This window comes from Kordia sp., from assembly GCF_965224175.1.
Lineage (GTDB): Bacteria > Bacteroidota > Bacteroidia > Flavobacteriales > Flavobacteriaceae > Kordia.
The window spans coordinates 4,523,382-4,535,733 of record NZ_OZ245041.1 but is presented as its reverse complement, the minus strand read 5'-3'; the positions used below and the strand labels follow the sequence as shown (position 1 = coordinate 4,535,733).

The window sequence follows — 12,352 nt, the reverse complement described above, 5'->3', positions numbered from 1 at the left end:
ATTTTATGAAGAAGATTTTGGTAATCATCTGTTGTATTTTTGCATTACAACCTGGATATTCTCAGTTATTCAGCAAGAAAAAAGTATTGAATGATGCTAGTGGAGGAAAAGGTCAAATAGACAACAATACCTTAACTTGGGGTTATTTTTTAGGATTTAATAGCTACGATTTTAAATTTACATACAACAGAAATGCAGACGCGATTCAGTTGAAACCTTCTACAGGTTTTAATGTTGGATTGGTAGGTGATGTAAAACTAAACAATTACATGAACTTGCGTTTAGAGCCTGGAATTTTCTTTACAACACGTAATATTGAATATCCTGAAAGTTATGGACTCACAAGTATTTCTGATAGAAATCGTGAAATAAAATCCAGTTATGTTCATATTCCTTTACTTTTAAAAATAGGAACCAAACGTATTAATAACATCAAACCTTTTATTGTTGGTGGATTTTCGACTTCATTGAACTTATCTAGTAATCAAGATAATCCTGATGACAATAGTAATAATCAGTTTCGTATGAAGAAAACGACTTATTATTATGAATTAGGTTTTGGAGTTGATTTCTATTTATACTACTTTAAATTCACGCCATCTATTCGTGGTGTTTTTGCCTTAAATGATGAATTAGTACGCGATGTAGATCCAAATAGCCCTTGGACTAGCAACATTCAAACTATGAAATCACGCGGAATCTTTATTAATTTTACCTTTCAATAAATTCAAAACTTTTTTATTGACTAAAAAAAAATATATTTCAGAATTAAAATTAAAATTTGAAAGTTATGCTCCTCTTTCAAATGAATCTTGGCAATTAATTAAATCAATAATTAAATTTCAAGATTTAGCTAAAGATGAAGTTTTATTGAGAAATGGACAAATTGCAAAAGACGTTCACTTCATCTGCAAAGGTGCTTTGAGAGCTTATATTACAGACTATAATGGAAATGTTTACACTAAAAACATTTTTCTTGAAACTGATTTTGCAGGCTCAAAGGTTTCATACCTTCAAAAAACTCCTTCAAACTTCACACTAGAAGCCTTAGAAACAACTACGATCATAAGCCTTGATTATAAAAAATATAGAAACTTTATTGAAGAAAATATTGACTTAAAAAATTTCTACATTGCTTATTTAGAAAAAAACTGGGTTATAGACAAAGAACAACGAGAAGTGTCTTTAGTAATGGAAAATGCTACCGAACGATATTTAAAATTGCTTGAAAAACATCCTACTATTGATCAAAGAATTCAAAAACTACACATTGCTTCTCACTTAGGCATTACTCCAACTCAATTGAGTAGAATTAGAAAAAATATATCAAAAAAATCCTAAATCAACATATGTAAAGGCACAGGTTATTGTCGCATTTTATCTTTGCATAATTAATCATTGTAAAAAGATAATACATGAATCATTATGGAGTGTTCGTTTTAGCATTTTTAGGCGGCGTTTTTTTGGCAATGCAAGGTGGATTAAACGCTCAATTGGGTACTTTTTTAAAGAATCCACTACTAGCAAGTTTTGTTGCATTTTTTTGCAGTACCCTATTTGCTTTCATCTTTATACTCATTAGTTTTAAATCGCTTCCAACAACACTACAATTAAAAGAAATTCCTTTTTACTTATGGTTTTCTGGAGGTTTATTTAGTGTTATCGGCATAAGTCTTTATTACTACACCATTCCTAAACTAGGTATTTCTACAATGATTTCAATTGGTCTTTCAGGTCAACTTATTTTTGCAGTTGTTGCAGGGAATTATGGATGGCTGAATTTACCTTTAGAACCAATAACATTTAAAAGAATTATAGGAACTATAGCCATGATTTCTGGAGCTATATTAATAAATATCAAATGAGCAACATTAAATTAAATATTGAAAACTTAACGTCTCTTTGGCAAAAAGCAAGCGAACCTTTTAATGCATATTTTAAAGAACCACAGTTTGATTACAGTTTTATAAAACATTCAGATTGGCCAAATAGGTTATGGTTTGATCAAGAGATTACAGAAGAAATTGTATCGTCAGCTAAAGAGAAAATAGTGTCCATTTCCAAAAAAATGATCATTCCATATTGGGACATATACAATAATGATTCTTGTGAAATATTAAAAAGGAAAGGATTTCATGTAAAATTTGAACAAATAGGAATGTCTTTAAAAAGAGAGCAATTATTTGAAAGTTTAAATAATGTTCATTTAAAAAAAGTAACTACTGAACAGGAAGCAAAATTATGGTCTATTTTATTTTTCAATTCTTTTGGATACAACCTCCATTCAGGCATATCAAATTCACTACAAAAAAATACTGACTTTTATATTGCATATCATTTACACGAAGCAATCGGAACAGGTATTTTGTATACAACAAATGGTATTTCTGGAGTTCATGCAGTTGGGATCATTCCTGAGCATCGAAGAAAAGGATATGCAGCAGAGATTATGAAAATGTTGATCAATCAATCAATTAAAATGAAAAGCAAACTAATTACACTACAATCATCAAACATGGGAAAAGGTTTGTACCTAAAACTAGGATTTGAAGAGCAATTCGTCATGAAAAACTATGCGTTAAGTCAATAGAATTAGAAACCTGCTTATGCTCTCCTAAATTCACTCAATAAAATTCCAGTTGCCATCGCTACATTTAAGCTTTCAGTTTGTTGTATTTCTCCAAAACGTGGAATTGCTATTTTTTCGGTAATCAAGTTTGAAACCTCATCAGAAACACCATTGGCTTCATTCCCCATGACTAAAATTCCATCTGTTGGCAACTGTGTTTGATACACATTGCTTCCATCCATGAATGCGCCAAAAACAGGTAATTTTGTTTCGGTCAGATAGTTTTTCAGATCTGTATACACAATATTTACACGTGTTAGCGAACCCATAGTGGCTTGAATCACTTTTGGATTGTAGCAATCGACAGTAGCTTCAGAGCAAACGAGATGTTTCACACCAAACCAATCGCACAAACGAATAATAGTTCCTAAATTTCCAGGATCACGAACATCATCTAAAGCAACAATCAAACCTTTGGAATCAATCGTAGCAGGTTTTGTTATTTTAAAAAGAGCTAGTGCTTTATTAGGTGTTTTTAAGAAACTAATCTTTTTAAGTGCTGCTTCCGAAATTAGCGTTACTTTTGAATCATCAGCAAATAAATGTTCGTCAATTGTAAATAATGTATCTAACTCAAAATTAGAATTTAAAAACTCTTGAATTACCTTTTTTCCTTCTGCAACAAACAGTCCTGTAGATTTTCGGTACTTTTTTTGATGTAGACTCGTTATTATTTTTATTTGTCTTTTGCTAATCATGCAAATAGTTTAATTTTGAAATTGAAAAACACCTCTTATTGAAATCCTTTTTAGCAAAAATATCATTATTTATTATAATTGGCGCATTCATTAGTTCATGTAATTCTATTAAACGTGTAAAAGAAAATGAATTGTTGCTCACAAAAAACAATTTGACTGTAAATGGTGAAAAGTCAAATGATCCAGATGCATTGAGTCAAATGTATCAAAAACCCAACAGTCGTTTTTTAAATTATCCGTTGCGTCTCAATATATACAACCTTGCTGAAGTAAACCCAGATTCTACCTTTAGAGATTGGCTTCAACGAAATCCCAAACGAGAAAATCGTCTCAATAGACGTTATTCAAAAAAACAGGTTCGCGAAATGCAGAACTATAAAAAAGGGTTTAACAATTGGCTAAAAAAAACGGGAGAAGCGCCAGTCATCATTGATTCGAGCAAAACAAAAAAAACGACCAAACGACTAAAAGCGTATTATCAAAACAAAGGTTTTTTCAATGCTACAGCAAATTTTAAAGTAATTCCTTCAGAAAAAAAACGCAGAGCAAGTATTGATTATACCGTAGAAACTGGAAAACCTTATTTTATTGATAGTTTGCAAATCATTATCAAATCACCAGATTTAGATTCTATTTATAATTTACACAAAGACAAAGCAATTGTAAAAGAAGGAAAACAATATAACACTCGTGATTTTTTAAATGAACGTGAACGTTTGACAGTGTTATTTAGAAATTCTGGAATTTATAATTTTCAGCTAAATTCTATCAAACCTAAGATTGGAATCGATTCTACAAATAGAGACTACGAACTTGGCGCTTTGATTAAAATTAACAATCTGCGCGAACGTAAAGGTGATTCTATCGTAGAAAAAGAATACAAAGTACATCGCATCAAAAAAGTAAATATCTATACTGATTATACTTTTGCAAATTCACGATCAAAATTTGTTGATTCGGTTACGTATGATGGTTTTACAATTTATTCCAATGACAAATTGCGTTTTCGTCCAAAAGCAATCACAGATGCAATCTTTGTACATGCTGGCGATATTTACCGCGATAATGATCGATCGCTTACCTATAAACATATTAGTAACTTACGAACGTTCAAGTATCCAAACATTCAGTATGAATACGAAAATGATAGTCTCACAGACTTAGTAACCAATATATATTTAACTCCAAAAAAGAAATTTTCTCTTGGTTTTGATATTGATATTACACATTCTAACATTCAAGATTACGGTTTTTCATTTAGTACATCATTAATTAGCAGAAATGTATTTCGTGGTGCGGAAACCTTAGAAATTTCTGCCAGAGGAACTTTAGGAGCTTCTAAAGATGTTGCCGATTCAGAAGATCAATTCTTTAATATTTCTGAAATTGGTGCCGATATCCGATTGAATTTTCCGCGTTTCTTTTTTCCATTCAACACAGAGAGAATCATTCCGAAATACATGCTTCCTTCTACTGTTTTATCACTTGGAACAAGTGTACAGCAAAACATTGGACTCGACAGACAAACGTTTACCGGATTGATTCGTTACAACTGGACACCATCAAAAAAGAACACTTTTAATCTTGAATTATTCAATCTGCAATTCATTAGAAACCTAAATACAAGTAACTATTTTAATGTATATACAAGTTCGTACGACCGATTGAATGCCGTAGCACAAAGTTCAAATTATGTTGGCACAGATGAATCGTTAAATATTGCTAACGGACAAACCAATCAATTCATAGATGACGTCATTTCAAATAACTTTGAAGTTACTGCAAGCGAACTTTCTACTGTTTTAAGTGTAGCACAACGACAATTTCGATTGACGCAAGACAACTTGATTGCTTCTTCTAAAATTAACTTTTTACACAACAGTAAAGAAAACATTTCAGATAATAACTTTTTCCAATTCAGAACAGAAGTTGAACTTGCTGGAAACTTTTTATCTGCCATTGCAAGTACTGCCAACTTAGAAAAAGATTCGCGAGGAAATTACAAACTATTTGGTGTTCCATATTCACAATATGTAAAAACTGAATTCGATTACATAAAACACTGGGAACTTTCAGGAAAGCAAGATGTATTGGCTTTTAGAACCTTCTTCGGAATTGCCATTCCATATGGAAACTCAGACAACATTCCATTTGCTCGTAGTTACTTTGGTGGTGGATCAAATGACAATAGAGCTTGGAGTGCCTATCAACTAGGCCCAGGACGATCTGCTAGTATTTTAGACTTTAACGAAGCGAACTTAAAACTGACTTCAAATATTGAATATCGTTTTGATTTATTCGGAAGTTTTAAAGGTGCATTATTTGCAGATGCAGGAAATATTTGGAATGTCTTTGATGATATTGAAGATGAAGATCGAAAATTTAATGGCTTAGAATCATTACAAGACATTGCACTTGGAACTGGTTTTGGTTTGCGTTACGACTTTAGCTTCTTTGTGTTGCGTTTTGACATTGGTTTCAAAACTTACGATCCTGCGTATGATCTAGGAAATCGTTGGTTTAAAGATTACAACTTCGGAAATGCAGTGTATAATATCGGGATTAACTATCCTTTCTAAGATTGTTCGTTGTTAATTTGTCTATTCGCTGATTTGATTGCTTCACTTTTTATTTATTTGTTTTGAATTATTAGTATCTTAGAAAAATCTAAGACAAACAAACCGCTACAACTTTATGGCTGACAAATACGGAGAAACAATTGAAGACGTACTGAATACATCTTCCAAAAAATCATTCTGGCAAAAAATCAAAGACTCTTTCTCAAAGAAAAAACCGTTAACGTTAGAAAAAGCATTAGAAGATCCTTTAAAACACTGGAAATTAGATTTAACAGGTCAGGGATTAACTGAATTACCAGAAACAATTGGCGAACTAAAAAATCTAGAATTCTTGTATTTGAGCAAAAATCAGCTTGCAAAATTGCCAGATGCAATTGGAAATCTAACAAAACTAGATACTTTAACACTTGAAAACAACGTACTTTCTTCACTTCCTGATACTATTGGAAACTTGAGTAAGTTAACAGACATCAACATCAGTGACAATCAACTAGAAACATTACCCGACGCCATTTGCAAACTTACAAGCGTGACTTCCTTTGATGCTTCAAACAACAAGCTTAACAATTTACCTGTCAATTTTGGAAATATGCATCAAATACAAGTCTTGAGTTTATATAACAATCAACTTACGCATCTTCCAGATTCTATCGGACAATTAAAAGAAACGGTAAAACACTTTAACATTTCCAACAATAAACTAAAAACATTGCCCGATACCATTCATAAAATAGCGTTTGAAGACATATATTTAAGTAAGAATGAAATAGAAAACATCGATTCACTCGGAAAAAGCAACTACAGAATAGATCAATTAGATCTTCAGAAAAACAAACTCACCAGAATTCCCGACAGTATTTTAAAACGTTCCAATCTATATTTAGATCTTCAAGACAATCCATTCTCCGACGAAGAAAAAGAACGAATGGAAGCTATAAACTCAGGAATCAAATTATAAGCCTGTCAAACTATAACGTTTTCGCCAACAAACACCTATAAATCAGCATAAAAAAACGATCAACAACAAATCAATAATTCCATAAAAACACAAACATTTCTACAGTAAAGTAAGCACAAAAACGACTAAAATTATCAAATTCGTAAAAGTGACTTCACTTCTATTGCTAAAATTAACAACTACGTAAAAACTCATCACATTTTTATTACTTTTGTAATCCAAACAAAAAAACCAAAAGACGATGAGTCACAATATCAAAGCAGGAGTTGCTACTGGAGACGAAGTACAAGAAATATTTAAGTTAGCCAAAGAAAAAGGCTTTGCTTTACCAGCAGTAAATGTAGTAGGTTCAAACTCTATCAACGGAGTTTTAGAAACTGCTGCCGAACTCAACGCTCCTGTAATCATACAATTCTCAAATGGAGGCGCACAATTCAACGCAGGAAAAGGCTTAAGCAATGAAGACCAAAAAGCAGCAATTGCTGGTTCAATTGCTGGAGCAAAACATGTGCATCAAATGGCAGAAGCTTATGGAGTTCCTGTTATTTTACATACTGATCACTGTGCAAAAAAACTATTACCTTGGATTGATGGTTTATTAGACGCTAGTGAAAAACACTTTGCTGAAACTGGAAAACCATTATACAGTTCGCACATGATCGATCTTTCGGAAGAACCAATAGAAGAAAACATCGAAATCTGTAAAGAATACTTAGCTCGTATGAGCAAAATGGGTATGACACTCGAAATCGAATTAGGAATTACTGGTGGTGAAGAAGATGGAGTTGACAATAGTGATGTAGACGATTCAAAACTATACACACAACCTGAAGAAGTTGCTTACGCATACGAAGAATTAATGAAAGTAAGTCCAAGATTTACCATCGCAGCAGCTTTCGGAAATGTACACGGAGTATACAAGCCAGGAAACGTAAAACTAACGCCAAAAATCTTAAAGAACTCGCAAGAGCATATCTCTCAAAAATATAATGTTGGTCACAATCATATTGACTTCGTTTTTCACGGCGGATCAGGTTCTACCTTAGAGGAAATCAGAGAAGCAATCGGCTACGGAGTTATCAAAATGAACATTGATACAGACTTACAATTTGCATTCATGTCTGGAATTCGCGATTACATGTTAAGCAAAAAAGACTACTTGGCAGCGCAAATTGGAAATCCTGACGGAGATGATATTCCTAACAAAAAAACATATGATCCAAGAAAATGGTTACGTGAAGGCGAACTAACATTCAAAACACGTCTAAAACAAGCATTTGAAGATTTAAACAATATAAATACCTTGTAATATTTGGGCGTTTCCCGTTGGGTCGGGCTTTCGGCTATATCTTTTTTATAAGATGTTGTCATTACGAGACAAATTTTAATTTGTTGTAGCAATCTGTTACTCAATAAGCAGATTACTTCGTCGTTTGCTCCTCGTAATGACGTTTCATAATTAAAAAAGGATGTCACCTCAATCCCTAACGCGGAAGTTCACACAAAAGGGAAAACATACAAAAAACCTCGTTTACACTGAAAAACAATGTGTTAACGAGGTTTTTTAGGCTTTCAAAAACACGAATTACTAGATAGCAGAATCAAATTTTGAGTTTCTTTAATAAAAACAGTAATTTTGTTGGCTAGTGTAAAAACAAAACTAACTAATCGATTACAACACATTCAATTAAAAACACGATCGAAAACGTTGTATATCGTAACTCATAAATCATTATGGCTTGGTTTAAAAGAAAAGAAAAAGGAATTCAAACCTCAACAGAGGAAAAAAGAGATACGCCCAAAGGACTTTGGTACAAATCACCAACAGGGAAAATTGTTGATTCAGAAGAATTGGCAAAAAACTTTTATGTAAGTCCTGAAGATGGTTACCATGTTCGTATTGGAAGTAAAGAATATTTCGAAATACTATTCGACGAAGGAAAATTCAAAGAATTAGACAAAAACTTAACTTCAAAAGATCCTTTAAAATTTGAAGACAGTAAAAAATATACAGATCGACTCAAAGCTGCTAAAGAAAAAACAGGTTTAAAAGATGCGGTCCGTACAGCTGTTGGAAAATCAAAAGGTAAAGATTTAGTCATTGCATGTATGGACTTCAAATTTATTGGAGGTTCAATGGGAAGTGTTGTAGGTGAAAAAATTGCACGTGCTGCAGAACATTCATTAAAAAATAACATTCCTTTCATGATTATTTCAAAATCTGGAGGAGCACGTATGATGGAAGCTGCATTATCATTAATGCAATTAGCAAAAACATCGTCAAAATTAGCACAATTAGCAGATGCAGGAATTCCGTACATTTCATTATGTACAGATCCAACTACTGGAGGAACAACAGCTTCCTTTGCTATGTTAGGAGATATCAACATCTCTGAACCTGGTGCGCTAATCGGATTTGCAGGACCAAGAGTTGTACGTGATACTACTGGAAAAGATTTACCAGAAGGTTTCCAAACATCAGAATTCTTACTAGAACACGGATTCTTAGACTTCATTTCACACAGAAAAGAACTAAAAAACAAAATCAACTTATATATTGACTTGATTCAAAATCAGCCAATACGCGCATAATTTTGTTTAGAAAAACACAAAAAAAGGCTTCCACATTTGGAAGCCTTTTTGCATTTAAAAACAGCTTTTACAACTAATGTTTTTCATCATTCATATATTAATGTCTAAAGACCTGCAAAAAGGTTAAATTATTCATTTGCATTCTAAAAAATAGTAGTATATTTGCCGCTTGATACAACAAACGTATCAATTACATAAAAATTATTAAAACAATATTGGCATGTACTTAACAAAAGAAGTTAAAGGAGAGATCTTCGCAAAACACGGAAAATCTGCAACAGATACAGGTTCTTCAGAAGGTCAGATCGCGTTATTCACGCACAGAATTAATCACTTAACGGAGCACTTGAAAAGAAATCGTAAAGATTTTAATACAGAGCGTTCTCTAGTAAAGTTAGTAGGTAAAAGAAGAAGTCTACTTGACTATCTAAAGAAGAAAGATATCAACAGATATCGTGCAATCGTAAAAGAATTAGGATTAAGAAAATAAAACTAAAGAGGCTTCGTGCCTCTTTTTTTAATACATAAAAGTACACTTCTAGCCTTAGTTGGAAGTATTAAAAAGCTATAATTACTGGTTTTTCATTGGGTCAAAACAACAACTACACACACAACAACAACACAACGACCTTTGTTTAATTAGAATTAAAAAAAATTTATGATTCCAAAAGTTTTTAGAGAGGTCATAGACCTAGGCGACGGTAGAGAAATTTCTATCGAAACCGGAAAGTTAGCAAAGCAAGCGCATGGTAGCGTTGTGGTGCAGTCAGGAAAATGTATGTTATTATGTACAGTGGTTTCTAACTACAAACAAAGCGATGTTGACTTTTTACCTTTAACAGTTGACTACCGTGAAAAATTTGCAGCAGCTGGTCGTTATCCTGGTGGTTTCTTCAAAAGAGAAGCAAGACCAAGTGACGGAGAAGTATTAACAATGCGTTTAGTAGACCGTGTATTACGTCCATTATTCCCAAAAGATTATCACGCAGAAACACAAGTGATGATTCAGTTAATGTCTCACGATCCAGATGTAATGCCAGATGCTATGGCTGGTTTAGCAGCATCAGCAGCAATTCAATTGTCTGATTTTCCTTTTGAATGTGCAATCTCTGAAGCTAGAGTTGGACGTATCAATGGAGAATTTATCATCAACCCAACAAGAGCACAGTTAGAAGAATCTGATATCGATATGATGATTGGTGCTTCTGCAGATTCTGTAATGATGGTTGAAGGTGAAATGGATGAGATTTCTGAAGAAGAAATGACAGAAGCAATCAAGTTTGCACACGAAGCTATTAAAGTACAATGTGCTGCACAACTTCGTTTGGCTGAAGCTTTTGGAAAGAAAGAAACACGTGAGTATGATCCTGAAAGAGCTGATGAAGAATTAGCACAAAAAATTCATGACATGGCATATGACAAAGTATATGCTGTAGCAAAAGCAGGTTCTTCTAAGAAAGAACGTGGAATGGCTTTTTCTGAAATTAAAGAAGAAATCATTGCAACATTTACGGAAGAAGAAGTTGAAGATTTTGGAGGATTGATCTCTAAATACTACGCAAAAGCTGAAAAAGCGGCAGTTCGTGATTTAACTTTAAATGAAGGATTGCGTTTAGATGGTCGTAAGACTGATGAGATTAGACCAATTTGGTGTGAAGTAGATTACTTACCATCAACTCATGGTTCTTCAATCTTTACACGTGGAGAAACACAAGCTTTAGCAACCGTTACTTTAGGAACATCAAGAGAAGCAAACCAAATAGATATGCCATCTTACGAAGGTGAAGAGCGTTTCTATTTACACTATAACTTCCCTCCTTTTTCAACAGGTGAAGCACGACCAATTCGTGGAACATCTCGTCGTGAAGTAGGACACGGAAACTTAGCTCAACGTGCTTTAAAAGGTATGGTGCCAGAAGATTGCCCATACACAGTACGTGTAGTTTCTGAAGTATTAGAATCTAACGGTTCATCTTCTATGGCAACTGTTTGTTCTGGTACCATGGCATTAATGGATGCAGGTGTACAACTAAAGAAACCAGTTTCTGGTATTGCAATGGGATTAATTTCTGATGCAGATTCTGGAAAGTACGCTGTTTTATCTGATATTTTAGGTGATGAAGATCACTTAGGAGATATGGACTTTAAAGTAACTGGTACTGCTGATGGAATTACAGCTTGTCAGATGGATATTAAAGTAAAAGGTTTATCATATGAGATTCTTGTAAATGCATTACAACAAGCTCGTGACGGACGTTTACATATCTTAGAGAAATTAACAGACACTATTGCTACGCCAAACGAAAACGTAAAAGCACATGCACCAAAAATGATCACAAGAACAATTCCTGGAGATTATATTGGAGCATTAATTGGACCTGGTGGAAAAGTGATTCAAGAATTACAAAAAGAGACAAACACTACAATTGTAATTAATGAAGATCCTGTAACAGAAGAAGGAATTGTTGAAATCTTAGGAACAGATCAAGAAGGAATTGATGCTGTATTGGCAAAAATTGACTCTATTACTTTCAAACCAGAAAAAGGAAGTATTTACGAAGTAAAAGTTGTAAAAATGTTAGATTTTGGAGCTGTTGTTGAATATACTGAAGCACCAGGAAACGAAGTATTATTACACATTTCTGAATTGGCTTGGGAACGTACTGATAATGTAAGTGACGTTGTAAAAATGGGAGACATTTTAGACGTGAAGTATTTTGGAACTGATCCAAAGACACGTAAAGAAAAAGTTTCTCGTAAAGCTATTTTACCAAAACCAGAAGGATATGTTGCAAGACCACCAAGAGATAATAAAGGTGGTGGACGTGATAACAGAGGTAAAGATAATCGCGGACGTGATAATCGTAAACCAAGAGAAGACAAAAAAGAAAATTAA

Annotated in this window: 11 protein-coding genes; 10 read left to right on the top strand and 1 reads right to left on the bottom strand. The window is 33.3% G+C overall.

Going from position 1 to position 12,352, the window contains the following annotated elements:
- The first annotated feature begins 5 nt into the window (after positions 1 to 5).
- The 4 genes from ACOQOS_RS19665 to ACOQOS_RS19650 all read left to right on the top strand — a co-directional run bounded on the left by ACOQOS_RS19665 (position 6) and on the right by ACOQOS_RS19650 (position 2,590).
- The gene (locus ACOQOS_RS19665; RefSeq protein ID WP_420572186.1) at positions 6 to 725 is read left to right on the top strand and encodes a porin family protein; all 720 of its coding nucleotides are present in this window, start codon (positions 6 to 8) and stop codon (positions 723 to 725) included.
- A gap of 16 nt (positions 726 to 741) precedes the next feature.
- Entirely contained in the window at positions 742 to 1,341 is a 600-nt protein-coding gene (locus tag ACOQOS_RS19660) for a Crp/Fnr family transcriptional regulator (RefSeq protein WP_420572185.1), read from the top strand.
- A 74-nt stretch (positions 1,342 to 1,415) separates the two neighbouring features.
- Positions 1,416 to 1,865, top strand: coding sequence for a DMT family transporter (locus tag ACOQOS_RS19655; RefSeq protein WP_420572184.1), 450 nt, complete (start codon positions 1,416 to 1,418; stop codon positions 1,863 to 1,865).
- On the top strand, positions 1,862 to 2,590 hold the full coding sequence (locus ACOQOS_RS19650; protein WP_420572183.1) for a GNAT family N-acetyltransferase: 729 nt from the start codon (positions 1,862 to 1,864) through the stop codon (positions 2,588 to 2,590). The genes ACOQOS_RS19655 and ACOQOS_RS19650 overlap by 4 nt, the downstream gene beginning before the upstream one ends.
- A gap of 14 nt (positions 2,591 to 2,604) precedes the next feature.
- On the opposite strand, the gene ACOQOS_RS19645 is transcribed toward ACOQOS_RS19650, so the two are convergent.
- Positions 2,605 to 3,327: a TrmH family RNA methyltransferase gene (locus ACOQOS_RS19645; protein ID WP_420572182.1), complete on the bottom strand. Its 723-nt coding sequence runs from the start codon at positions 3,325 to 3,327 to the stop codon at positions 2,605 to 2,607.
- Positions 3,328 to 3,365: 38 nt separating this feature from the next.
- Between ACOQOS_RS19645 and ACOQOS_RS19640 the strand changes: the two genes are divergently transcribed.
- The 6 genes from ACOQOS_RS19640 (at position 3,366) to ACOQOS_RS19615 (ending at position 12,352) form a co-directional block, all read left to right on the top strand.
- Entirely contained in the window at positions 3,366 to 5,906 is a 2,541-nt protein-coding gene (locus tag ACOQOS_RS19640) for a BamA/TamA family outer membrane protein (RefSeq protein ID WP_420572181.1), read from the top strand.
- Between the two features lie 115 nt (positions 5,907 to 6,021).
- Positions 6,022 to 6,864 (top strand): leucine-rich repeat domain-containing protein, encoded by an 843-nt coding sequence (locus tag ACOQOS_RS19635; protein WP_420572180.1) that lies wholly within the window; start codon positions 6,022 to 6,024, stop codon positions 6,862 to 6,864.
- Between the two features lie 241 nt (positions 6,865 to 7,105).
- Positions 7,106 to 8,173 carry a class II fructose-bisphosphate aldolase gene (gene fbaA / locus ACOQOS_RS19630; protein ID WP_420572179.1) on the top strand — a complete coding sequence of 356 codons (1,068 nt, stop codon included), beginning with the start codon at positions 7,106 to 7,108 and terminating at the stop codon, positions 8,171 to 8,173.
- Positions 8,174 to 8,598: 425 nt separating this feature from the next.
- Positions 8,599 to 9,456 carry an acetyl-CoA carboxylase, carboxyltransferase subunit beta gene (accD, locus tag ACOQOS_RS19625; protein WP_420572178.1) on the top strand — a complete coding sequence of 286 codons (858 nt, stop codon included), beginning with the start codon at positions 8,599 to 8,601 and terminating at the stop codon, positions 9,454 to 9,456.
- Positions 9,457 to 9,676: 220 nt separating this feature from the next.
- Positions 9,677 to 9,946: a 30S ribosomal protein S15 gene (rpsO, locus tag ACOQOS_RS19620; RefSeq protein ID WP_420572177.1), complete on the top strand. Its 270-nt coding sequence runs from the start codon at positions 9,677 to 9,679 to the stop codon at positions 9,944 to 9,946.
- Between the two features lie 168 nt (positions 9,947 to 10,114).
- Positions 10,115 to 12,352 (top strand): polyribonucleotide nucleotidyltransferase, encoded by a 2,238-nt coding sequence (locus tag ACOQOS_RS19615; protein WP_420572176.1) that lies wholly within the window; start codon positions 10,115 to 10,117, stop codon positions 12,350 to 12,352.